This is a genomic window from Enterobacter sp. BNK-29, assembly GCF_048684785.1.
Taxonomy (GTDB): domain Bacteria; phylum Pseudomonadota; class Gammaproteobacteria; order Enterobacterales; family Enterobacteriaceae; genus Enterobacter; species Enterobacter cloacae_M.
The window spans coordinates 36,527-58,063 of the sequence record NZ_JBLQTU010000004.1 but is presented as its reverse complement, the minus strand read 5'-3'; the positions used below and the strand labels follow the sequence as shown (position 1 = coordinate 58,063).

Genomic DNA, 21,537 nt, shown 5'->3' with positions numbered 1-21,537 from the left:
AAATTAGCCTGAACAGTTACCCATGTCTGCCCCGTCCCAGTCCTCTCCTCACTATCGCCGTATTGCGGATATGCTGCGTCTTACCATTACGTCCGGCGCGCTGCGCGCCGGTGACAGGATGATCTCCGCGCGCAAACTGGCCGAACGCGAGCGCGTTAGCCTTCCGACGGCGCTGGAGGCCCTCCGCTGTCTTGAGGCTGAGGGGCTGATCGTTGCGCGTCCACGTTCAGGCTATTACATCCGCCAGACCAGCCTGCCACCGCGCGTAGAGCCCGCGCGCTCCACGCCGAGCCCGGTCCCCGTCACCATGTCCGCCGTGGCCCGGTCGCTGTTCAGCAGTGCAGAAGCCCGGCTGATCCCGCTGGGCGCCGCCCTGCCCGATCCCGCGTGGCTGCCGGGAGATGCCCTGCAGCGGGCGTTGCACTCTGCGGGCCGTCGTCTGGACGCGCATGGACAGAGCTACAGCCTGCCTCCGGGAAGGCGGGATTTGCGAAGCAAGATTGCCGCGCGCTCTGCCCAGTGGGGAGCCCGGTTCGGCGCGGACGATCTCATTATTACCGCAGGCGCGACGCAGGCGCTGCGCCTGGCCCTTCGGGCCGTGTGCCAGCCGGGTGACGTCGTGGCGATTGAGCAGCCAGCCTACTTTGGCACGCTCCTGCTGCTGGAGGATTTAGGCCTGAAGGCTTTAGCGATCCCCACCGACCCTGTGGAAGGCCTGCTGCTGGAACCGCTGGCGGACGCTATTCGCTGCCACCGCCCCGCGGCCGTTCTGGCCTCGCCCACCGTGCAAAATCCTTTGGGTGCCAGCATGCCCGTCGCGCGCAAGCAGAAACTGGTTGCCCTGCTTGAAGAGGCTGAAATTCCTTTAATTGAGGACGATGTTTACGGTGACCTGGTCGGCGAGGGGCAACGCCCTCCGGCCTGTAAGGCGTTCGACCAGAGCGGGAATGTGATTTACTGCAGTTCCCTGTCCAAAACGCTTGCGCCCGGATGGCGAATCGGCTGGATCGCCGCCGGACGCTACTCCCCGCAGGTCTTACAGGCCCGCATGGCCGGAGAATGGGCTGGCGCCCCGCTGCTGGAAGCGGCGACGAGCGACGTTCTGGCGAGCGGCGACTACGATCGCCATCTGCGGCGGCTGAAGCGCCGGATCGCAGAGGGCGTTCGCGCCGTCGTGGCGCAGGTCAAGGCGAGCTTTCCACCCGGTACGCGCGTTAACGTGCCCGCTGCCGGTTTCCTGCTGTGGGTTGAACTGCCTCAGCGGGTCAACGCGCTGGAGGTGCACCGTCGCGCGCTGGCGCTGGGTATTGGCGTCAGCCCTGGCCCCCTGTTTTCCCCTGCCGCGGAGTTAACGCACTTTCTGCGGCTGAACTGCGCAAACGAACCCACGCCCCGCCTGCTGAACGCCGTGGAGCAGATTGGCGCGCTGTGTCACGAGCTGGCCGCTTTCAAACCAGACTCTCCAGCCACTCGGTAAAGACCCGCACCTTGCGGGAGAGGTGGCGGTGTGGATAGAGCAGTGACAGCTTTCGGTCCGGCGAGCGATAGTCCGGCAGGACTTCAACCAGAAGACCGCGGTCTATGTAAGGCTGGAGAAAGAGATTCATCCCCTGCATTAACCCCAGCCCGGCAAGGCCTGCCGCGATGTAGGCCTCTGAGTTATCCACGACAAGCTTACCGGGCAGAGTAATCTCCGCGATGCCTTCTGGCGTGGTAAACGTCCACGGATGAATTTGTCTGCTTCGGTTATTAATCCAGTTGATGGCCTGATGTTTGTATAAATCATCCGGCGTTTCTGGCGTACCGTGTTTTGCCAGCCAGGCCGGGCTGGCGCAGGTCGTGATTTTGATGTTTCCGATTTTACGTGCGATATACTCGCCGTCGTCCAGCTCCCCCACCCGCAGCACGCAGTCCAGGCCATCCCGCAGCATATCCCGACGGCGGTCAGAGCTGCTCAGAATGATGTCGATCTCAGGATGCTGACGATAAAAATCAGGCAGATTGGGTATCACCCGCAGCGTGGCAAAAGAGACCGGCATATCCACACGCAGCTGGCCGTGTATTGCCCGGTCCGTACCAAACGACTCCAGCAATTCGTCCGCCTGCGCCAGCAGGGGTTTGCTCCGGCGATAAAACGCTTCCCCATCCGGGGTCAAGCTAATCCGACGCGTTGTGCGCTGCAGTAGCCGGGTGCCGCTGTGCTGCTCCAGAAGCTGTAACGCTTTGGTGACCGCCGGACGATGGACCTGCAGATTCTCCGCCGCCTGGCTAAGACTGCCTGACTCAACAATTTCAATAAAAATTCGAATAGATTCAAAGAGGTTTATTTGCATAAGGAATGCTTTTGCCGCGAGCAGGATAATGTGATTGTTATTAATTTTATAACAGTGATGAATATTTTTAGCTATTTTTCCTAACAATCCTGCGCCCTACACTCTTCCCCATTCAAACGTAAGGGAGAGTCTGCTATGAAAAATAACCGTATTTGTCAGATCCTGGGCATCGAAAAACCTGTTATTCAGGGGCCGTTATCCTGGCTCACGGATGCCCGTTTAGTTGCTGCGGTCAGCAATGCCGGAGGGCTCGGCGTGCTGGGGCCCAATGCCGGTTTAACCGCCGACACCGCGGTCTCCACGCCGGAAGAGACCGCCGAAAAAATGCGCGAAGAAATTCGTAAAACCAAACGGCTGACCGAGAAACCGTTTGGCGTGAACCTGATCCCCACGGCCGTTAATGACGTCTGGACAGGGCCTATTCTTCAGGTGGTGAAAGACGAAGGCGTCAGGGCCGTGGTGTATACGGGCTACGGGGAAGGCAGCATTATTCCCGCCCTGTTCAGCGAGTTAAAAGAGGCGGGTATCGCCATTATCTACCGCGACATCAACCCAACGCCGGAGAACACCCGCCTCGCAGAAGAAATGGGGGCTGACATTATCGTCGCCACCGGTTTTGATGAGGGTGGAACGTTACCCGCAACGGCGCTTGGCACCTTTTCCATCGTGCCGCTGATTGCCGATGCCGTGAAGCACATTCCGGTGATGGCCGCGGGCGGCATTACCGATAACCGCACCGCCAGAGCGGCGCATGCATTGGGCGCGGAAGGCGTGTTTGCCGGTTCAGTGTTTATCAGCACGGAAGAAAGCCGCGTGCCGCAGGGCGTCAAAGAGAAAATCGTTGCCGCCAACGGCCTCGATTTGCTGCTTTTCCGCACTGTGCCCCATTACTACCGCTCTCTTCCCGGCAAGCTGGCGGAAAAACTGGCGGCGATGGATAAAGCAGGCGCAAGCAACGACGCGCTGGGCAAGGCGATGGGGGGATTACGGGGCCTGCGTCTGGGCATGCTCGAAGGCAACACCGATGAGGGCTATATCGCGCTCGGCACGGGGATTGGGAATATTCACAGCGTGAAAAGCGTGGCCGAGGTTGTGAATGCGTTAACGGTTGAGTAAGCACCCGGCGTCCTGGGCTGCCCCAGGACGCCCAGGCTCATCAGGGAATAATCCGCGCGGCTCTCAGCTGCGCGAACAGGCTGAAAAACATCTCATCGGTCGCCTGCATTTGCGTAAAGCCCGCCCTGCGCAGCTTGCTCCCGTCACCAAACATGTCGTAATTCCAGCCAAAGACAAAATCGGCAAAATGGCCGTCGCTCAGCTGCAAAATATCCGCTTCTACCAGCCCTTCCCCGGCAAGCTCGCGCCATACGCCGCGATAGTCGTTAAACAGCTGATGAAATGACAGCCTCACCGGCGGCGCAGAGTCCAGTTCAAACCAGCGTGCGATGCGCGGCCACAGCTCGCTCCAGCGCCAGATATCGCCATTGTTTACGTTGAAGGCCTGATTCTGTGCCGCAGGTGACGCGGCGGCCCACAGCGTGGCCTCGGCCAGCAGCCCGGCGTCGGTATGGTCAACGATGCTGTGCCAGGCCTGTTCCGAACCGGGAAAACGCAGCGGTAACCCCAGCGCCCTGCACAGGGAGGCGTACAGGGCGATGCTGAGCGCAAGGTTCATGGCATTACCCGGTACCGGGCTCCCCACCACGCCCGGCCTGATGGCATTCCAGTGCCAGCCTTTCCCCCGCTGAAACTGGCTGAGCCACGCGAGCTGCGCGGCGTTAAATTCGGCACCCGGCACGCCGGGATCGCTTTCCCGCGCCGGGGTTTTAAACGGTCCCAGATGCGCACCATAGACTTTGTACCCCTGCATCAGGCTTACCGTCTGCAAAGGCGCTGTTTTTTCGAGGGTGCTGACCAGATTACGCAGCATGGTGACGTTCGGCTCAACCATGTCCGTCCAGTTCGCCGCATTCGCCCAGGCGCTGTAAAAGATGTGGGTGACACCGTTCAGGGCGTGCAGCGCCCGCGCGGTGTCCTGCGCGTCCAGTAAATCGACGTTCACCACGGGAATGCCGTCCGGGTGGGTTACCTCGCGGCGACTGAGGCCAATCACCTCCCACTGATGGTGCAGGAGCGTATTGACCAGCTGTCTGCCGACAATGCCGCTGGCGCCCGCGACCAGGGCGACGTTGTGTTGCTGCATCTTATTCATGGTGTTTCTCCGGAAAGGGTGACAGACGCAGTGTGATCTATTATTTTTTCTGGAGATATCCCCTGAAACCGATGGCACTTATAAGCAGAATCATTAAATGAATAATAAGCTCACCGCCATTTCGACCTTTCTACGCGTCGCTGAAGCGGGCTCGTTTTCAGCGGCCGCCCGTCAGACCGGCATTAAGCAGTCCGCCGTCAGTCAACAGATCGCGGCGCTTGAGGATGAGCTTGGCGTGGTGCTGCTGCACCGTACGACGCGTACGATGAAGCTGACCGAACAGGGTGAACGTTACCGGCGAGATATGCAGCTTGTTCTGGACGCTATGGGGGAAGCGGAAAGGCGTTTACATCCTGCCGATCATCGCGTTCAGGGACGCGTCCATGTCCAGTTGCCGAGCGGCCTGGGGCAGATCATTTTGCCGCATCTGCTGGCGCTACAGCGCCTGCATCCCGAACTGCAGCTGATGATTTCCCTGGATGACCGCCTTGCCGATCTGGTGACGGAGGGCGTGGATGTCGCGATACGGCTGAGCAGTGAGCCTCCGCAGGCGCACGCGGCTCGCGTGCTGGCGCGTATTGAAGCCGCGCTGTTTGCCGCTCCCGGTTTTCAGGCGGTACACGCCGTCAGCGAGCTGGCGACGCTGCCACACGTACGGTTCAGCGGTATTCCGCTGGATGCCCCCCTGCGCCTGATTTCCGACGAGGAAACGGTTGAGATCAATGTGAATACCGTTTTCCGTGCCAACACCAGCGACGCGCTGCTGCAGGCGCTGGAGTCAGGCATCGGTATCGGCGGCATGCAGCGACCGCTCGTGGCCAGGGCGCTGCAGGCGGGCACGCTGATACCGGTGCTGCCCGAGTGGCGGTTACCCGATCGCTACCTCTATGCCGTCTACCCTGACGCCCGCTTTATTCCGCAGCGCGTCAGAAAGGTCGTTAGCGTGATTGAGCAGTTGTTGCCTGAAATACTGAAGAAAAACTGATTGTTTCCGCCGTAAATGACGTGCATTTTTTAACCGCCAGGAATAGAGTGTTTTTACCGTATCCTCCTCTTTCTGGAGCACTTATGCCGGATTACTGTTTTTTTCAAAAAGGCCCGAACCTCATTGCGATCGAGAGCGCAAACACCGATGCGGCCGCTCAGCTCATCGCTCAGGGGTTTGAAAAACAGTTTGAGGAGATTGGCGCCGCGGATGAAAAAGAGGCGCTTACCCGCCTTGCGGATATCCGTAAAAATAATGAGATCGATCGCTATAACTTCCTGGCCGGAGCGGGCGAAATGCCGCTGATCGGCGCGCTGGCGGCTGCGGCAACCTGGTTGGTGCAAAAGAAATAACGCAACCATCTTCTACTTCGCCACCGGCAAATCGGCGTACCGCGTCGTATAGGCCGGTGACAGCATCTCACGCTTCATCGCCCAGGATTTCTCAATACCCTGCCCGGCGAACCATATCTTCCCTTTACCGGAATGATTTACGCTGTCCATCATCTCCATCAGCGCCGCGCTGTTGGCGCGCAGGCGATTATCGTCAAACAAATTAAGCTGGGCCACGCCGCTGCTGAAAAAGTCCGCCAGCATGACCCCGGCTTTCATATAGCGATAGCCGTCGAGCCATATACGCCCCAGCGCCTCCGTGGCGGCGCGGATGATATCGCGCGAGTCATTGGTAGGCGTCATCAGGGTGACAGAAGCCTGATTGCCGTAATAAATTTCATTGTCCGCGTGCGGACTGGTGCGCACAAACACGCTGATAAAACGACAGTATTGATGCTCGCCGCGCAGTTTTTCCGCAGCGCGTTCCGCGTAGGCGCAAATAGCCTGGTGCATCTCTTCATATTGGGTAATACGGTGTCCAAACGAACGGCTACAGATGATTTGCTGCTTGGTGGGGGTGAACTCCTCCAGATCAAGACAGGGCTCACCGCGCAGCTCGCGGGCCGTACGCTCCAGTACCACGTTGAAATGTTTGCGGATGACCCAGGACGACGCTTCCGCCAGCTCCAGCGCCGTGGTGATCCCCATAGCGTTGAGCTTTTTCGTGATGCGCCGCCCTACCCCCCACACCTCCTCTACCGGAACCTTTTCCAGCAGCTTACGCTGCCGCTCGCGGCCTGAGAGATCGACCACGCCGCCAGTGCCGGACCACCGTTTCGCCGCATAGTTGGCCAGCTTCGCCAGCGTTTTGGTCGGAGCAATACCGACGCCAACGGTTAGGCCCGTATTTTTAAAGACCTCTGTGCGCATCTGGTGACCGAACGCTTCCAGCGACAGGCAGTGGCTGACCCCTGAAACGTTCACGAACGCCTCATCAATGGAGTAAATCTCGATTGCCGGGGCGAGATCGGTCAGCGTCTGCATGACCCGACTGCTGAGATCGGCATACAGCGCATAGTTCGAGCTAAATACGTAAACTTTTGAAGGATATAGCTTTTCTTTGAATTTAAAATACGGCTCACCCATTTTTATGCCGAACTGCTTTGCCTCCCGCGACAGCGAAATAATGCAGCCGTCGTTATTGGACACCACCACGATGGGTTTCCCCTGCAGATCGGGGCGGAAGACCCGCTCGCAGGAGGCGTAAAAGCTATTCACATCAACCAGCGCGAACATGTTTATGCGTTTTGAGAGTGTGGGTGACGACGCCGAAGATCTGCAGCTCCTCTTCGGACTGAAAGGTAATCGGCTGATAGCGGGCATTATGCGGCAGAAGTCTCAGAACCGGGCGGGTCTGTAGCTCTTTCACCGTAAACTCACCGGCGACCGACGCCACGACGATATCCCCGTGTTCGGCATTTAACGAACGATCGACCACCAGCAGATCGCCGTCGCCGATCCCCGCTCCAATCATGGAGTCTCCACTCACCTTGATAAAATAGGTCGCACTGGGGTGTCTGACTGCCAGCCGGTTAAGATCGAGACGATCCTCCACATAATCCTGCGCCGGGCTGGGAAAACCACAGGCAACGCGTTCTAAAAACAAAGGTAATTCAATGTTTTGTTTTGGGTGATAAGAAAAGAGAGTGTCCATAATGCCTTTCTCGCCAGATACTGTATATAAATACAGTATTACGAATTATGGACAAGGATCAAGGTCATTTCCAAAGGCGAACCCAAACGCGTTGAAGTTTGAGCGGTTTTAATTTAGCAACGTTGCCCGCCGATAACCCGCCCCACGGTTCTCCCCGGAATGCGTTAAGAGACGCGCCAATATAAGTCATGAAAAAGTCATATAGCAAATACTTCACAATGACTTATTTGGAAATTGAATCACTATCCAATCACTGCATATTGACTTTTAAGTCAGATAAAAGCATATTTTACCGAACGAATTAACAAGACTTACTGGAGAATATTTTCAATGCCAGCCCGTGACTATCCAGACAAGCGTGTTGCACGCGGTCTGGCAAAGGAGGCCGATCTCAGGATGTTGAGCGCCCGCATCGATCCCGATCTGATGGAGTACATCAGAACCACCGCCTTTGAGACGCGTAAGAGCAAGCAGGAGATTGTGGCGGAAGCATTAGCGCTGCACAGGCAGAAAAGTCAGACAGGAGCCTAAGCGCGCAAAGCCGGAAGCATCCTTCAGGCTTTGCGCGTGTCACTTTTAATCCCTCAGCGAATTCAGCGTTTCCAGCGCTTCAGGCGGCAAACGCAGCTCCCCCGCCGCGAGGTTTTGCCGTAAATGCGCTACGGAAGAGGTGCCAGGGATCAGCAGAATATTCGGGGAACGTTGCAGCAGCCATGCCAGCGCAACCTGCATTGGCGTGGCGCCAAGTGAATCCGCGACGGTCTTCAGCCCGGAAGATTGCAGTGGCGTAAAGCCGCCCAGCGGGAAGAACGGCACATACGCGATCCCCTGCTGCGCCAGCAGATCCACCAGCGCGTCGTCACCCCGGTTCACAATGTTGTACATGTTCTGCACGCACACCACCGGAACCATCTTCTGGGCTTCCGCAACCTGAGTGGCCGTGACGTTGCTCAGGCCAATATGACGCACCAGACCCTGCTGCTGTAATTCGGCCAGGGTGGAGAGCGGTTCAGCAATTGACCCTTCCGCCGGCCCGTGTGCGCTAAACATGATCCGCAGATTCACCACGTCCAGCACGTCCAGCTGCAGATTACGCAGGTTGTCATGCACCGCCTGAGTCAGTTCCTGCGCGGAAAAGGCCGGCAGCCAGGCACCTTTGTCGTTGCGGCGGGCGCCAATCTTGGTGACGAGCGTCAGATCGTCCCGGTACGGGTGAAGCGCCTCGCGGATCAGCTGGTTAGTGACATGAGGACCATAAAAATCACTGGTATCAATGTGGTTCACCCCCGCCGCCACCGCTTCGCGCAGCACGTCCAGCGCGGCCTGCTTATCCTTCGGTGGACCAAAGACGCCCGGCCCGGCGAGCTGCATCGCACCGTAGCCCAGTCGTTTTACCGTCCGCGTCCCGAGCGCGTACGTCCCGCTTTTATCAATGCTGCTCATGTTAACCTTCCTCATAAAAATGATCCGGATTTACAACAGGTTCCTCACCGGAGCCCTTAGTTAAGCGCGAGTTAAATTAAAGTTTAAATTCTATACGACGATAGTATTGGTGTACCTCTGCATCCTTTCTAACGGACGACCGCTATGCTGAAAAATTTGCACGTGATTACCGGTATTATCTTTGCCCTCACCATATTCTGTCTGCTGCAAGTTGTCACGGGAGGGTTGTTCTACTCTGCCGTCAGCAACGATCGCCATAACTTCCAGAATTCCGGCGTACTCAATGCCCAGCAGGAGAGCCTGAGCGACAGCGTGAACACGCTGGTGAAAACGCGCGTCACCGTCACCCGCGTGGCGATCCGCTACCTGAAAAACCAGCGCGACCCGGCTTCCCTTGCGGCGATCAATAAACTGCTTGGCACCGCAGCCGACTCGCTGGCAAAAGCCGAAGCCTATAACAAAGAGTGGCAGAAGCTGCCGCAGGTTAACGGCCAGGAGGCGGCATTAACCGACGAGATGCAGAAGTCCTGGAACCAGATGCACGAAGTGATGCGCTTATCGATTGAGTATCTGCGTGCCGACAACTACCAGGCCTATGGCGATCTGGACGCGCAGCAGGCGCAGGACGAGATGGAAGCGGTCTACAACCGCTGGCGCGCCGAAAACAACACCCTGCTGAAGGCCGCAACCGAAGAGAACCAGAGCAGCTTCACGCAGATGCAGTGGACCCTGGCGGCTATTCTGCTGGCCGTTATCGCGGTTCTGGTGGTCATCTGGCAGGGTTTACAACATCTTCTGTTAAAACCCCTCCACTCCATTATGGACCATATTCGCGCCATTGCAGGGGGCGACCTGACGCAGGAGATCGCTATCTCCGGTCGCAATGAGATGGGCCAGCTGGCCGCGGGCCTGCATGAGATGCAGCAGTCGCTGGTGACCACCGTCAGCGCCGTACGGGGAAGTACGGATTCCATCTACACCGGCGCAGGCGAAATTGCCGCAGGGAGCAACGATCTTTCCGCCCGCACCGAGCAGCAGGCCGCCTCGCTCGAAGAGACCGCCGCCAGCATGGAAGAGCTGACCGCGACGGTTAAACAGAACTCCGATAATGCCCGTCAGGCCACGCTGCTGGCGAAAAACGCCTCTGAGACGGCCGCTCGCGGCGGTCACGTCGTGGATAACGTGGTTCGCACCATGAACGAAATCGCCGACAGTTCGCAGCAAATTGCGCATATTACCGGCGTGATCGACAGCATCGCGTTCCAGACCAACATTCTGGCGCTTAACGCAGCGGTGGAAGCGGCACGCGCCGGGGAACAGGGCCGTGGTTTTGCGGTTGTTGCAGGTGAAGTCCGTACGCTGGCGAGCCGCAGCGCGCAGGCGGCGAAAGAGATCAAAGGGCTTATCGAGAACTCCGTCAGCCGGGTGAATACCGGTTCTGAGCAGGTCAGCGAGGCTGGCACCACCATGAAAGAAATTGTCGCCGCCGTGACCCGCGTGACCGATATTATGGGTGAGATTTCATCTGCCTCTGACGAGCAGAGCCGCGGTATTGAGCAGGTGAGCCTGGCCGTTTCGCAGATGGACAGCGTGACGCAGCAAAACGCCGCGCTGGTGCAGGAGTCCGCCACGGCGGCTGCGGCACTGGAAGATCAGTCCGAGCAGCTGCGCCAGGCGGTAGCGGCGTTTCGCCTGAACGGCAAAGAAAAAGCGGTCGCCCCTCGCCCCGCCAGTCTGAAAACGCCACAGCTGCTGCGCCCGGCGACGACTACCGCCTCCACCGACAGCAACTGGGAAACGTTCTGAGTCACCGGCGGGCGAGGAGATCGCCCGCTAGCGGCTGCGCTTGGCGTGCCGCTCCCAGTTTTCCTGTTTTGCCTCATCCGATTTTCGCAGTGAAACATAACATGCCCCGCTGCCGCCGTGATGCGGCAGCGCCACGCAGAAGGCCTGCACTTCCTCGAACTCGGTTAACCAGCGCGCAAGATAGCTGCGCACCACATTGGGATGCGAGTTCTGCTCGCGCCCTTTCCCGTGAATGATAATCAGATTGCGTAACCCGTCTCGTCCGGCCTGGCGAATAAAAGAATAGAGCATCTGACGGCAGCGTTCGGCGGGCTGGCGCAGGAGGTTTAAGCTGGCCTGGCGGGCGTATTTACCCGTGCGCAGCTTATCAATAACGCCCTGCTGTACCCCTTCGCGCTGGAACGCCAGCGGTTCTTCCAGGGGAAGCACGTCAAGAAAATCCAGCGTCAGGAAGTTATCCAGCTGTTCGCTATCCACTTCCTCGCGCGTCCGCGTATTGCGGCTGGGCTGCCAGTGAATATCCGCGCAGCGCTTCAGGGGCTGGACATCTTCCATGGCGTCAAGAAAAAATGATTTGTCGTCAGGGTTCATGGACATCCTCCGGCTACATCTGAGGACTGTACTATACCTGCGCCAGAGACCGGCCTCAATCACCGTTACAGGGCGATGCGTGGCAATAATATTAACCTGATGAATATATATAGTAATTATTAAATAAACTTAAATCAGACTTAACTAAAATTTCAGCAAAGGTAAAATACGTGATTTATGTTAAAATTTCATGAAATCAATCACTCGCCCGCCTTTCATTTTTCGGGAAAGGTGTTATACATAAATATACCTGCCTCATGGAAATAATACTCAGGATTGGCGAAAGGACGTACTGCTGTGTGTACTATAGGGTCTGTCTGATGTCGGGCAGATCCTGTTTTTTTAATCTGTATTTCACGCGACGACTATTTTCCTCACCTCCCTTCTGAACTGCGTAATTAATGACTCAGCAAGGGGAGTCTGACGTGAATCACGGCGCTGAATTAAATAATAGGTTGCTTTAGGAAGCGATTCGACAACCGGCAGCATGACCAGACGGTGTGCCAGCAGCGGGTCACAGCCTAGCTCCTGCGGCAATATGCTTAAAAAATCACTTTGCGCGACCAGGCTAATACAGGAAGAAAATGTTTCGCAAACCACACCAATTCGCGGTATTTGCGAACGATCGCTAAATACCTCCTCTAATTGCTTATAATAACTTCCCCGCGGCGTCGGCATTGTCCAGTTATAATGCAGAAGTTCATTAATTGACGTTGCCCCCGTTGCCGGGTGACCTTCCCGACAAAATACCGCAAACGGTTTTTCGAAGAGCTTTTCAAACGTAAATTCCTGGTCGTAAGGCCCCTGATAATAGGTGTTGATGGTGAAGTCCAGCTCGCCCTGGCGTAATTCATTGATCATCGACACCAGCTGCCCTTCCATAATCCGCACCTTGACCTGCGGATGCTGCGCATGAAAGCGGGTGATAACGGCGGGCATCAGCGTGCGTGAAACGCTGGCCCCCATCCCGATGTTGATCTGCCCGGCCAGCTCCCCCTGCCGCTGACGGATATCATCCTGCGCCGCGCGCAGCTCTTCCAGAATCAACCTGGCGCGCTGGTAAAAGCCCTCACCGCATTCGGTCAACGCGACGCCCTTACTCCTGCGCACGAAAAGCTGCGCCGCCATGCCCTCCTCCAGCTCTTTGATGGATTTGGTCAGCGCCGGCTGGGAAAGATTCAGCGTCCTGCTGGCACCGCGAATGCTGCCCTGACGCGCAACCTCAACAAACGCCCGGATTTGATGAAATTTAATCTGGAATGTCATAGCCCGACCGATAACCGTTGTTTATCAGAGTAAAGAAACTGTCATCTACTTTAATGGAAAGGGATGTGCGAGGGTAATTCCTGAACGGTTAAAACTGTGAAAAATCGGTTAGTGATAAGTAAAAACTATCACAGCGTGAAGCAGTTCACATATTTTAATGATGACAGGAACAGATATGGACACACTGGCGCAGTACATCCAGACATTATCCCCGCAGCTGAGCGCATGGCGTCGCGATTTTCACCATTTCGCGGAATCCGGCTGGGTAGAGTTTCGAACGGCCGCGAAAGTCGCGGAAATCCTCGATTCGCTGGGTTACGAACTGGCGATGGGCCGCGACGTCGTCGATGCCGAAAGCCGGATGGGGTTGCCCGATGCCGCTACCCTGGCGCAAGAGTTTGCCCGCGCGCGGGCGCAGGGCGCGCCAGAGAAATGGCTGGCGCCGTTTGAAGGCGGGTTTACCGGCATTGTGGCGACCCTCAATACCGGCCGCCCTGGACCGACCCTGGCGTTTCGCGTCGACATGGATGCCCTTGATTTAAGCGAAGCGCTGGATGAAAGCCATCGCCCGTTCCGCGACGGGTTTGCCTCCTGCAACGCGGGCATGATGCACGCCTGCGCGCACGACGGCCACACCGCTATTGGTCTGGGGCTGGCGCAGGTGCTTAAGCAGAATGACGCGCAGCTCAACGGCACCATCAAGCTGATCTTCCAGCCAGCCGAAGAAGGCACCCGCGGGGCGCGCGCCATGGTTGCCGCCGGGGCGCTGGACGACGTGGACTATTTTACGGCCATCCATATTGGTACCGGCGTCCCTGCCGGAACGGCGATCTGCGGCAGCGATAACTTTATGGCCACCACCAAGTTCGACGTGAACTTTACCGGCGTTGCCGCACACGCGGGCGGTAAGCCGGAGGACGGACGTAACGCCCTGCTCGCCGCCGCGCAGGCCGCCCTCGCCCTGCACAGCATCGCTCCGCACAGCGACGGCGCCTCCCGGGTGAACGTCGGGGTGATGCAGGCGGGTAGCGGACGCAACGTGGTGCCCGCGAATGCCCTGATAAAGGTTGAAACGCGCGGCGAAAGCGAAGCGATTAATCAGTATGTCTTTGAACGCGCGCAGGCGGTTATTACCGGCGCAGCGGCGCTCTACGGCGTGCGCGCCGAGATGCGCCTGATGGGCGCCGCAACCTCCAGCGCGCCGACACCGGCGTGGGTTGATTACCTGCGCGAACAGGCGAGCCAGGTTTCCGGGGTTGTCCACGCCATCGATAAGGTGAAGGCGCCAGCGGGTTCCGAAGACGCCACGCTGATGATGGCCCGCGTGCAGGAGAACGGCGGCATGGCGTCCTATATGGTGTTCGGCACGGATTTGAGCGCCGGACATCACAACGAAAAATTCGACTTCGATGAGCAGGTCATGGCCATCGCCATTGAAACGCTGGCGCGAACTGCGCTCAATTTCCCGTGGACGCGAGGTGTGTAATGCAGGAGAACTACGCTTTTATTACCGATGCGATCGACACGCGATGTCGGACGTTAACCGATATTGCCGACGCGATCTGGGATCGTCCTGAAACCCGCTTTGAAGAGTTCTGGTCCGCCGAACGGCTGGCCAGCGAGCTGGAGGCCGAGGGCTTCACGCTGACGCGCGAGGCCGGCGGTATTCCAAATGCCTTTATCGCCAGCTTCGGCAGCGGGAAACCGGTCATCGCCCTGCTGGGCGAATACGACGCGCTGGCAGGATTAAGCCAGCAGGCGCACTGCGCGACGGCGCAATCCGCCACGCCGGGAGCCAACGGCCACGGCTGCGGGCATAACCTCTTAGGCACCGCGGCGCTTGCGGGCGCGGTGGCGGTGAAAAGCTGGCTGGAGCAGCACGGCGGCAGCGGAACGGTGCGTTTTTATGGCTGTCCCGGCGAGGAAGGTGGCTCCGGGAAAACCTTTATGGTGCGCGAAGGCCTGTTTGATGACGTTGATGCCGCCGTCACCTGGCACCCGGAAGCCTTCGCCGGGATGTTTAACGTCAGCACGCTGGCGAATATTCAGGCCGCCTGGCGTTTTCACGGCGTGGCGGCACACGCGGCCAACTCCCCCCATCTGGGACGCAGCGCGCTCGACGCCGTGACGCTGATGACCACCGGCACCAACTTCCTCAACGAACACATCATTGAGAAAGCGCGCGTCCATTACGCCATCACCGACACCGGCGGGATTTCGCCCAACGTGGTGCAGGCGCAGGCCGAGGTGCTGTACCTGATCCGCGCCCCGGAGATGGCCGATGCGCAGCAGATCTACGAACGCATCGAGAAAATTGCCCAGGGCGCGGCGATGATGACCGAAACCACCGTCGAGTGTCGCTTTGATAAAGCCTGCTCCAGCTACCTGCCGAACCGCACGCTTGAAGCGGCGATGTATCGCGCGTTGCAGCACTACGGCACGCCGCTCTGGACGGAGGAAGAACGCGCCTTCGCCCGCGAGATCCGCGCCACCCTGACGCCCAACGATCTGCAAAACAGCCTGAAAAATATTGCCGCGACGGGCGGTGATGCGGGTAAAGCCTTTGCCCGTCGTCATCAGGAGACGCTGCTGGTGGATGAAGTCGCGCCCTATGCCATCACCGACAACGTGCTGGCGGGTTCAACCGACGTGGGCGACGTCAGCTGGAAAATGCCGGTCGCCCAGTGCTTCAGCCCCTGCTTTACCGTCGGCACGCCGCTGCACACCTGGCAACTGGTGGCTCAGGGACGTACCTCCATTGCCCACAAAGGCATGCTGCTGGCCGGAAAAGTGATGGGAGCGACCGCACTCAATCTGCTGCAGGACGCGGCGCTGCTGAAAAAATGCCGTGAGGAGTTCGAACAACAAATACAAGAAAAACCGTACGTGTGTCCGATCCCACAGGGCGTGACACCGTCACCTTTAAAATAAAAAAACACAACAACACAACACTCCCGAGGAACGCCCATGAGTATGTCATCCATACCTTCGCATTCCCCATCCGGTAAGCTCTATGGCTGGGTTGAAAGGATCGGCAATAAAGTGCCGCACCCTTTCCTGCTGTTTATCTATCTGATTGTGATTTTAATGGTCGCCACCGCCGTGCTCTCCGCCTTTGACGTGAGCGTGCGCAGCCCGGCCGACGGCAGCCTGGTGGCGGTAAAAAACCTGCTCAGCGTTGACGGGCTGCACTGGTTTTTACCCAACGTCATCAAAAACTTCAGCGGCTTCGCCCCGCTGGGCGCCATTCTGGCGCTGGTTTTGGGTGCCGGACTGGCTGAACGCGTGGGCTTGCTGCCTGCATTAATGGTGAAGATGGCTTCCCACGTCAGCGCGCGTTACGCCAGCTATATGGTGCTGTTTATCGCCTTCTTCAGCCATATCTCCTCCGACGCCGCGCTGGTGATCATGCCGCCGATGGGGGCGCTGATTTTCCTCGCCGTCGGGCGTCATCCCGTGGCGGGCCTGCTGTCGGCGATTGCGGGCGTGGGCTGCGGATTTACCGCTAACCTGCTGATCGTCACCACCGACGTGCTGCTGTCCGGCATCAGCACGGAGGCGGCAAAGACCATCGATGCGGCAATGCACGTCAGCGTGATCGACAACTGGTACTTTATGGCCAGCTCGGTGATTGTCCTGACGATTGTTGGCGGGCTGATTACGGATAAAATCATCGAGCCGCGGCTGGGTAAATGGGAAGGCCGTAGCGATGAAAAGCTGGAGACCCTGAGCAAAGAGCAGCGCTGCGGCCTGCGCGTAGCGGGCGTTGTCTCGCTGGCCTTTATCGCGCTGGTGGCGCTGATGGTGGTGCCGGAAAACGGCATATTGCGCGATCCGGTTAAACATACCGTCCTGCCGTCGCCGTTTATTCAGGGCATCGTGCCGCTGATTATCCTCTTTTTCTTTGTCGTTTCGCTCGCCTACGGTATCGCTACCGGCAAAATCCGCCGCCAGGGCGATCTGCCGCAGCTGATGATCGAGCCGATGAAAGAGATGGCGGGCTTTATCGTGATGGTGTTCCCGCTGGCGCAGTTTGTGGCGATGTTTAACTGGAGCAACATGGGCAAGTTTATGGCCGTGGGCCTGACCGACGCGCTGGAGGCGGCCGGGCTAAGCGGCGTACCGGCGTTTGTCGGCCTGGCGCTGCTGTCATCCCTGCTGTGCATGTTTATCGCCAGCGGCTCCGCCATCTGGTCGATTCTGGCCCCGATCTTCGTACCGATGTTTATGATGCTGGGTTTTCATCCTGCGTTTGCCCAGATCCTGTTCCGCATCGCGGACTCCTCGGTGATTCCGCTGGCGCCGGTTTCGCCGTTTGTTCCGCTGTTTTTAGGCTTCCTGCAGCGCTATAAACCCGAGGCCAAACTGGGTACCTACTATTCGCTGGTTTTACCCTACCCGCTTATCTTTTTAGGGGTATGGCTAGTGATGCTGGTGGCATGGTATCTTGTCGGCCTGCCGATTGGGCCGGGGATATACCCGAGGCTGAACTAAAGGAATGAGGATGCTGAGATTACTCGAAGATAAGATTGCGACGCCGCTCGGGCCGCTGTGGGTGATCGCGGACGAGCAGTTCTGCCTGCGCGCCGTCGAATGGGAAGAGCACAGCGACCGGATGGAAGAACTGCTCAATGTTCACTACCGATCGCAGGGGTATGAACGTATCCGCGCCACCAACCCGGGCGGGCTGAGCGACAAGCTTGCGGCCTACTTCGAAGGCGATCTCAGCATCATCGATACTCTGCCGACCGCCACGGCAGGCACGCCTTTTCAGCGCCAAGTTTGGCAGGCGCTGCGGTCGATTCCGTGCGGGCAGGTGATGCATTACGGCCAGCTCGCGGAACAGCTAGGCCGCGCAGGCGCCGCACGCGCGGTGGGTGCCGCTAACGGCTCTAACCCGGTCAGCATCGTGGTGCCCTGCCATCGCGTCATTGGCCGCAACGGTACCATGACAGGCTATGCCGGCGGCGTGCAGCGCAAAGAGTGGTTGCTGCGTCACGAAGGGTATCTCCTGCTCTAGCTTCCAGGCTTTTTGTGCTTAATTTTCTTCCGGTTAGGCTAAAAATCCATAATCAAGCTGTGGAATTTCAAGAAGATGGCGACACATTGCCGTCTCTTGTCCTTATTGAGGGTTTGTCAGGCTTACGTACTTACCAAAAAGATGTTAAAATTGACCAATATCAATTAAGGCTTGAGCAAACCTATGATCCCGGAAAAGCGAATTATACGACGCATTCAGTCTGGCGGTTGTGCTATCCATTGCCAGGATTGCAGCATCAGCCAGCTCTGTATCCCGTTTACCCTGAATGAGCATGAACTCGATCAGCTTGATAATATCATCGAGCGCAAAAAGCCTATTCAGAAAGGGCAGACGCTGTTTAAAGCGGGAGACGAACTGAAATCGCTCTATGCTATCCGTTCTGGCACCATCAAGAGCTACACCATCACCGAACAGGGTGATGAGCAGATCACCGGCTTCCATCTGGCGGGCGACCTGGTGGGCTTTGATGCCATCGGCACGGGCCATCACCCGAGCTTTGCTCAGGCACTCGAAACCTCAATGGTTTGCGAAATCCCGTTTGAAACTCTGGACGATCTGTCCGGTAAGATGCCAAACCTGCGTCAGCAGATGATGCGTCTGATGAGCGGTGAGATCAAAGGCGATCAGGACATGATTCTGCTGCTTTCTAAAAAGAACGCAGAAGAGCGCCTGGCCGCGTTTATCTACAACCTCTCCCGCCGCTTCGCCGAGCGTGGCTTCTCGCCGCGTGAATTCCGTCTGACGATGACGCGTGGCGATATCGGCAACTACCTGGGCTTGACCGTGGAAACCATCAGCCGTCTGCTGGGCCGTTTCCAGAAAAGCGGGATGCTGGCCGTTAAAGGTAAATACATCACTATCGAAAACGGTGAAGCGCTTGCCGTTCTTGCCGGACACGCCCGCAACGTGGCGTAACTCTCCGCGTGTTGATGACCAGACTGATAAATTCTTGTGATTTATTGGTCTGGTATAATCACTTCCGTTTCAAGATATTTTCACCGTAGCACGTCCCCACACAGCGCCCGAAAGGTTCTCGTTGAGGTTATGAATTGAGAGAAAGTTTGTTTTTCGTTTCAGTCGTGATTGCCTCTGTGACCTTTATCTTCATCTGGATCATGCTCGTCGGCCCGATGAAGGGGGAAGAAAAAACCTACGTCCAGGACTCCACGACCTTTGCGATAGCGGTGATGGTGCTGCTGTTTATTGCGTTTATCGCGGTGACGACCACGGTACTTTTCCTCTGATAAATTTTCATGAAATATTGATCTGGCAAAACCTCCCCTCTGTTTCATTCAGGATATATAGGTTACTCTTTTAATTACAGACTGTGGTGACAGTAGTAAGGAGACCTGTATGGCCAAGTATCAAAACATGCTGGTAGCTATCGATCCGAATCAGGACGATCAGCCGGCATTACGACGTGCTGTGTATTTACATCAACGGATTGGTGGCAAAATCAAAGCGTTTTTGCCGATCTATGACTTCTCGTATGAGATGACCACCCTTCTGTCGCCTGACGAGCGCACCGCTATGCGTCAGGGCGTCATCAGCCAGCGTACCGCGTGGATCCGTGAACAGGCGAAGTATTATCTGGAAGCGGGTGTACCTATTGATATTAAAGTGGTCTGGCATAACCGACCTTTCGAAGCCATCATCCAGGAAATTGTCGCCGGCGGGCACGACCTGCTGCTGAAGATGGCGCACCAGCACGACAAGCTGGAGTCCGTGATTTTCACCCCGACCGACTGGCACCTGCTGCGCAAATGTCCTTGCCCGGTCTGGATGGTGAAAGACCAGCCGTGGCCTGAAGGCGGGAAAGCCGTTGTGGCGGTAAACCTCGCGAGCGAAGAGGATTACCACAATTCGCTGAACGAGAAGCTGGTGAAAGAGACCATCCAGCTTGCCGATCAGGTGAATCATACCGAAGTACATCTGGTTGGCGCCTATCCGGTCACCCCGATTAACATTGCCATTGAGCTGCCTGAATTTGACCCGAGCGTGTACAACGACGCGATCCGCGGTCAGCATCTGCTGGCCATGAAAACGCTGCGTCAGAAATTCAGCATCGATGAGAAAATGACCCACGTGGAAAAAGGGCTGCCTGAAGAGGTGATCCCGGACCTGGCGGAACACCTGCAGGCGGGGATTGTGGTGCTGGGCACCATTGGTCGAACAGGTATTTCTGCCGCGTTCCTCGGCAATACCGCCGAACAGGTGATCGACCATCTGCGCTGCGACCTGCTGGTCATTAAGCCGGATGAGTATCAGACGCCGGTTGAGCTGGACGATCCTGAAGACGATTAACGCCTGACGCCCGGCGGCGCAGGCTTGCCGGGCCTACAAAACCGTAGGCCGGGTAAGCGTCAGCGCCGTCCGGCAATAAAAAAACCGCCGAATTCGGCGGTTTTTTCGTTTCAACGCAACTTACAGTGATTTCAGAATCGCATCCACGCTGGCTTTGGCATCGCCAAACAGCATGTGGGTGTTCTCTTTGAAGAACAGCGGGTTCTGAACCCCGGCATAGCCGGTATTCATGGAGCGTTTAAACACAATCACGTTCTGCGCCTTCCACACTTCCAGAACAGGCATACCGGCGATTGGGCTACCCGGGTCGTCCTGTGCAGCAGGGTTAACGGTATCGTTGGCGCCAATGACCAGCACGGTGTCGGTGTCGGCGAAATCATCGTTGATCTCATCCATTTCCAGCACGATGTCGTAAGGCACTTTCGCTTCCGCCAGCAGCACGTTCATGTGGCCAGGCAGACGCCCTGCCACCGGGTGAATACCAAAGCGAACCTTGATGCCCCGCGCGCGCAGCTTCTCGGTGATTTCCGCAACCGGATACTGCGCCTGCGCCACCGCCATGCCGTAGCCCGGAGTGATGATCACGGAGTGCGAGTTTTTCAGCATGTCTGCGGTATCTTCCGCAGAAATTTCACGGTGCTCACCCACTTCTTCATCCGCACTGGAAGAAGACCCATCGGTCCCGAAACCACCGGCGATAACGCTGATAAACGAGCGGTTCATCGCCTTACACATGATGTAAGACAGGATCGCACCGGACGAGCCCACCAGCGCACCGGTGACGATCAGCAGGTCGTTACTCAGCATAAAGCCTGCCGCCGCTGCCGCCCAACCGGAGTAGGAGTTCAGCATGGAGACCACCACCGGCATATCCGCACCGCCGATGGACGCCACCAGGTGCCAGCCAAACGCCAGCGCGATGATGGTCATCACCAGCAACGCCAGTACCTGCAGGCCCACGCTTTCGGTACGCACGAAGACCACCAGCAGAACAAACGACACAACCAGCGCCGCGAGGTTCAGCTTGTGGCGGTTTGGCAGCATCAGCGGTTTAGAGGAGATCTTCCCGCGCAGCTTGCCGAACGCGACAATAGAGCCGGTGAAGGTCACCGCACCGATGAAGATACCGAGGAACACTTCCGTCAGGTGGATGTTCACCAGAATCGGTTCCAGACCCGGTTCGTGATACAGGTAGCTGTTGAAGCCCACCAGCACCGCGGCCAGACCCACGAAGCTGTGCAGAATGGCAACCAGCTCCGGCATCTCGGTCATTTCAACGCGTTTTGCCAGGCGAATACCAATTGCGCCGCCGATGATCATCGCCACCAGGATCCACGCCACGTTGCCGGTATCCGGCCCGAAGATGGTGGCAATCAGCGCAATCGCCATCCCGGCGATACCAAAGTTATTACCCTGCTGAGACGTTTCGTGTTTGGAAAGCCCCGCCAGACTGAAAATAAACAGGATTGCAGCAACAATGTATGCGGCTGTCACTAATCCTCCAGACATA

Annotated in this window: 21 protein-coding genes; 13 read left to right on the top strand and 8 right to left on the bottom strand. The window is 57.4% G+C overall.

Annotation, left to right across the window (positions count from 1 at the left end):
• The first annotated feature begins 22 nt into the window (after positions 1 to 22).
• Complete coding sequence (locus ACMGGX_RS19905; protein WP_420298824.1) at positions 23 to 1,477, top strand: PLP-dependent aminotransferase family protein; 1,455 nt, start codon at positions 23 to 25, stop codon at positions 1,475 to 1,477.
• On the opposite strand, the gene ACMGGX_RS19900 is transcribed toward ACMGGX_RS19905, so the two are convergent.
• Entirely contained in the window at positions 1,449 to 2,333 is an 885-nt protein-coding gene (locus tag ACMGGX_RS19900) for a LysR family transcriptional regulator (RefSeq protein WP_420298823.1), read from the bottom strand. The genes ACMGGX_RS19905 and ACMGGX_RS19900 overlap by 29 nt on opposite strands.
• 135 nt (positions 2,334 to 2,468) lie before the next feature.
• Between ACMGGX_RS19900 and ACMGGX_RS19895 the strand changes: the two genes are divergently transcribed.
• Positions 2,469 to 3,449: an NAD(P)H-dependent flavin oxidoreductase gene (locus tag ACMGGX_RS19895; protein WP_420298822.1), complete on the top strand. Its 981-nt coding sequence runs from the start codon at positions 2,469 to 2,471 to the stop codon at positions 3,447 to 3,449.
• Between the two features lie 40 nt (positions 3,450 to 3,489).
• On the opposite strand, the gene ACMGGX_RS19890 is transcribed toward ACMGGX_RS19895, so the two are convergent.
• Complete coding sequence (locus ACMGGX_RS19890) at positions 3,490 to 4,545, bottom strand: SDR family oxidoreductase (RefSeq protein WP_348561015.1); 1,056 nt, start codon at positions 4,543 to 4,545, stop codon at positions 3,490 to 3,492.
• 97 nt (positions 4,546 to 4,642) lie between these two features.
• On the opposite strand from ACMGGX_RS19890, the gene ACMGGX_RS19885 reads away from it, so the two are divergent.
• Positions 4,643 to 5,530, top strand: a complete 888-nt coding sequence (locus ACMGGX_RS19885; RefSeq protein ID WP_420298821.1) for a LysR family transcriptional regulator — start codon at positions 4,643 to 4,645, stop codon at positions 5,528 to 5,530.
• An 83-nt stretch (positions 5,531 to 5,613) separates the two neighbouring features.
• On the top strand, positions 5,614 to 5,883 hold the full coding sequence (locus tag ACMGGX_RS19880) for a hypothetical protein (RefSeq protein WP_029740278.1): 270 nt from the start codon (positions 5,614 to 5,616) through the stop codon (positions 5,881 to 5,883).
• A gap of 12 nt (positions 5,884 to 5,895) precedes the next feature.
• Here ACMGGX_RS19880 and umuC read toward each other — a convergent pair whose 3' ends face one another.
• Complete coding sequence (umuC, locus tag ACMGGX_RS19875) at positions 5,896 to 7,158, bottom strand: translesion error-prone DNA polymerase V subunit UmuC (RefSeq protein WP_085841737.1); 1,263 nt, start codon at positions 7,156 to 7,158, stop codon at positions 5,896 to 5,898.
• The gene (umuD, locus tag ACMGGX_RS19870) at positions 7,142 to 7,576 is read right to left on the bottom strand and encodes a translesion error-prone DNA polymerase V autoproteolytic subunit (RefSeq protein ID WP_023311486.1); all 435 of its coding nucleotides are present in this window, start codon (positions 7,574 to 7,576) and stop codon (positions 7,142 to 7,144) included. The genes umuC and umuD overlap by 17 nt, the downstream gene beginning before the upstream one ends.
• A 330-nt stretch (positions 7,577 to 7,906) precedes the next feature.
• Between umuD and ACMGGX_RS19865 the strand changes: the two genes are divergently transcribed.
• Positions 7,907 to 8,107 carry a hypothetical protein gene (locus tag ACMGGX_RS19865; RefSeq protein WP_023311485.1) on the top strand — a complete coding sequence of 67 codons (201 nt, stop codon included), beginning with the start codon at positions 7,907 to 7,909 and terminating at the stop codon, positions 8,105 to 8,107.
• A 45-nt stretch (positions 8,108 to 8,152) separates the two neighbouring features.
• Here the strand turns inward: ACMGGX_RS19865 and ACMGGX_RS19860 are convergent, their stop codons facing one another.
• On the bottom strand, positions 8,153 to 9,019 hold the full coding sequence (locus ACMGGX_RS19860; protein ID WP_039262712.1) for an aldo/keto reductase family oxidoreductase: 867 nt from the start codon (positions 9,017 to 9,019) through the stop codon (positions 8,153 to 8,155).
• A 144-nt stretch (positions 9,020 to 9,163) separates the two neighbouring features.
• Between ACMGGX_RS19860 and tcp the strand changes: the two genes are divergently transcribed.
• Complete coding sequence (gene tcp / locus ACMGGX_RS19855) at positions 9,164 to 10,825, top strand: methyl-accepting chemotaxis citrate transducer (protein WP_420298820.1); 1,662 nt, start codon at positions 9,164 to 9,166, stop codon at positions 10,823 to 10,825.
• 27 nt (positions 10,826 to 10,852) lie between these two features.
• Here tcp and smrA read toward each other — a convergent pair whose 3' ends face one another.
• Together smrA and ACMGGX_RS19845 are read right to left on the bottom strand one after the other, a co-directional pair.
• Positions 10,853 to 11,416 carry a DNA endonuclease SmrA gene (smrA, locus tag ACMGGX_RS19850; RefSeq protein WP_023311482.1) on the bottom strand — a complete coding sequence of 188 codons (564 nt, stop codon included), beginning with the start codon at positions 11,414 to 11,416 and terminating at the stop codon, positions 10,853 to 10,855.
• A 354-nt stretch (positions 11,417 to 11,770) separates the two neighbouring features.
• Positions 11,771 to 12,682: a LysR family transcriptional regulator gene (locus tag ACMGGX_RS19845; protein ID WP_420298819.1), complete on the bottom strand. Its 912-nt coding sequence runs from the start codon at positions 12,680 to 12,682 to the stop codon at positions 11,771 to 11,773.
• Between the two features lie 175 nt (positions 12,683 to 12,857).
• Here ACMGGX_RS19845 and ACMGGX_RS19840 point away from each other — a divergent pair, with 175 nt between their 5' ends.
• From ACMGGX_RS19840 to uspE, 7 genes are all read left to right on the top strand, one after another.
• Positions 12,858 to 14,168: a M20 family metallo-hydrolase gene (locus tag ACMGGX_RS19840; RefSeq protein WP_420298818.1), complete on the top strand. Its 1,311-nt coding sequence runs from the start codon at positions 12,858 to 12,860 to the stop codon at positions 14,166 to 14,168.
• Positions 14,168 to 15,613 carry a M20 family metallopeptidase gene (locus ACMGGX_RS19835; RefSeq protein WP_420298817.1) on the top strand — a complete coding sequence of 482 codons (1,446 nt, stop codon included), beginning with the start codon at positions 14,168 to 14,170 and terminating at the stop codon, positions 15,611 to 15,613. The genes ACMGGX_RS19840 and ACMGGX_RS19835 overlap by 1 nt, the downstream gene beginning before the upstream one ends.
• 36 nt (positions 15,614 to 15,649) lie before the next feature.
• Positions 15,650 to 17,176 (top strand): p-aminobenzoyl-glutamate transporter, encoded by a 1,527-nt coding sequence (gene abgT, locus ACMGGX_RS19830; protein ID WP_420298816.1) that lies wholly within the window; start codon positions 15,650 to 15,652, stop codon positions 17,174 to 17,176.
• Between the two features lie 10 nt (positions 17,177 to 17,186).
• Positions 17,187 to 17,702, top strand: a complete 516-nt coding sequence (gene ogt / locus ACMGGX_RS19825; RefSeq protein WP_193804490.1) for a methylated-DNA--[protein]-cysteine S-methyltransferase — start codon at positions 17,187 to 17,189, stop codon at positions 17,700 to 17,702.
• Between the two features lie 183 nt (positions 17,703 to 17,885).
• The gene (gene fnr / locus ACMGGX_RS19820; protein ID WP_006174991.1) at positions 17,886 to 18,638 is read left to right on the top strand and encodes a fumarate/nitrate reduction transcriptional regulator Fnr; all 753 of its coding nucleotides are present in this window, start codon (positions 17,886 to 17,888) and stop codon (positions 18,636 to 18,638) included.
• A gap of 146 nt (positions 18,639 to 18,784) precedes the next feature.
• Entirely contained in the window at positions 18,785 to 18,967 is a 183-nt protein-coding gene (locus tag ACMGGX_RS19815) for a hypothetical protein (RefSeq protein ID WP_014883604.1), read from the top strand.
• Positions 18,968 to 19,076: 109 nt separating this feature from the next.
• Positions 19,077 to 20,027 carry a universal stress protein UspE gene (gene uspE, locus ACMGGX_RS19810; protein ID WP_063440042.1) on the top strand — a complete coding sequence of 317 codons (951 nt, stop codon included), beginning with the start codon at positions 19,077 to 19,079 and terminating at the stop codon, positions 20,025 to 20,027.
• Positions 20,028 to 20,147: 120 nt separating this feature from the next.
• On the opposite strand, the gene pntB is transcribed toward uspE, so the two are convergent.
• Entirely contained in the window at positions 20,148 to 21,536 is a 1,389-nt protein-coding gene (pntB, locus tag ACMGGX_RS19805; protein ID WP_024909329.1) for a Re/Si-specific NAD(P)(+) transhydrogenase subunit beta, read from the bottom strand.
• Position 21,537: the final 1 nt, after the last annotated feature.

What these genes read in the sequence shown, in the direction of transcription:
- umuD (WP_023311486.1), bottom strand. Translation starts at nt 7,576, where the DNA reads ATGGACACTCTCTTTTCTTATCACCCAAAACAAAACATTGAATTACCT.
- ACMGGX_RS19865 (WP_023311485.1), top strand. Translation starts at nt 7,907, where the DNA reads ATGCCAGCCCGTGACTATCCAGACAAGCGTGTTGCACGCGGTCTGGCA.
- ACMGGX_RS19880 (WP_029740278.1), top strand. Translation starts at nt 5,614, where the DNA reads ATGCCGGATTACTGTTTTTTTCAAAAAGGCCCGAACCTCATTGCGATC.
- uspE (WP_063440042.1), top strand. Translation starts at nt 19,077, where the DNA reads ATGGCCAAGTATCAAAACATGCTGGTAGCTATCGATCCGAATCAGGAC.
- ACMGGX_RS19900 (WP_420298823.1), bottom strand. Translation starts at nt 2,333, where the DNA reads ATGCAAATAAACCTCTTTGAATCTATTCGAATTTTTATTGAAATTGTT.
- abgT (WP_420298816.1), top strand. Translation starts at nt 15,650, where the DNA reads ATGAGTATGTCATCCATACCTTCGCATTCCCCATCCGGTAAGCTCTAT.
- ACMGGX_RS19885 (WP_420298821.1), top strand. Translation starts at nt 4,643, where the DNA reads ATGAATAATAAGCTCACCGCCATTTCGACCTTTCTACGCGTCGCTGAA.
- ACMGGX_RS19895 (WP_420298822.1), top strand. Translation starts at nt 2,469, where the DNA reads ATGAAAAATAACCGTATTTGTCAGATCCTGGGCATCGAAAAACCTGTT.
- ACMGGX_RS19905 (WP_420298824.1), top strand. Translation starts at nt 23, where the DNA reads ATGTCTGCCCCGTCCCAGTCCTCTCCTCACTATCGCCGTATTGCGGAT.
- fnr (WP_006174991.1), top strand. Translation starts at nt 17,886, where the DNA reads ATGATCCCGGAAAAGCGAATTATACGACGCATTCAGTCTGGCGGTTGT.
- smrA (WP_023311482.1), bottom strand. Translation starts at nt 11,416, where the DNA reads ATGAACCCTGACGACAAATCATTTTTTCTTGACGCCATGGAAGATGTC.
- ACMGGX_RS19840 (WP_420298818.1), top strand. Translation starts at nt 12,858, where the DNA reads ATGGACACACTGGCGCAGTACATCCAGACATTATCCCCGCAGCTGAGC.
- umuC (WP_085841737.1), bottom strand. Translation starts at nt 7,158, where the DNA reads ATGTTCGCGCTGGTTGATGTGAATAGCTTTTACGCCTCCTGCGAGCGG.
- tcp (WP_420298820.1), top strand. Translation starts at nt 9,164, where the DNA reads ATGCTGAAAAATTTGCACGTGATTACCGGTATTATCTTTGCCCTCACC.
- pntB (WP_024909329.1), bottom strand. Translation starts at nt 21,536, where the DNA reads ATGTCTGGAGGATTAGTGACAGCCGCATACATTGTTGCTGCAATCCTG.
- ACMGGX_RS19835 (WP_420298817.1), top strand. Translation starts at nt 14,168, where the DNA reads ATGCAGGAGAACTACGCTTTTATTACCGATGCGATCGACACGCGATGT.
- ogt (WP_193804490.1), top strand. Translation starts at nt 17,187, where the DNA reads ATGCTGAGATTACTCGAAGATAAGATTGCGACGCCGCTCGGGCCGCTG.
- ACMGGX_RS19860 (WP_039262712.1), bottom strand. Translation starts at nt 9,019, where the DNA reads ATGAGCAGCATTGATAAAAGCGGGACGTACGCGCTCGGGACGCGGACG.
- ACMGGX_RS19890 (WP_348561015.1), bottom strand. Translation starts at nt 4,545, where the DNA reads ATGAATAAGATGCAGCAACACAACGTCGCCCTGGTCGCGGGCGCCAGC.
- ACMGGX_RS19845 (WP_420298819.1), bottom strand. Translation starts at nt 12,682, where the DNA reads ATGACATTCCAGATTAAATTTCATCAAATCCGGGCGTTTGTTGAGGTT.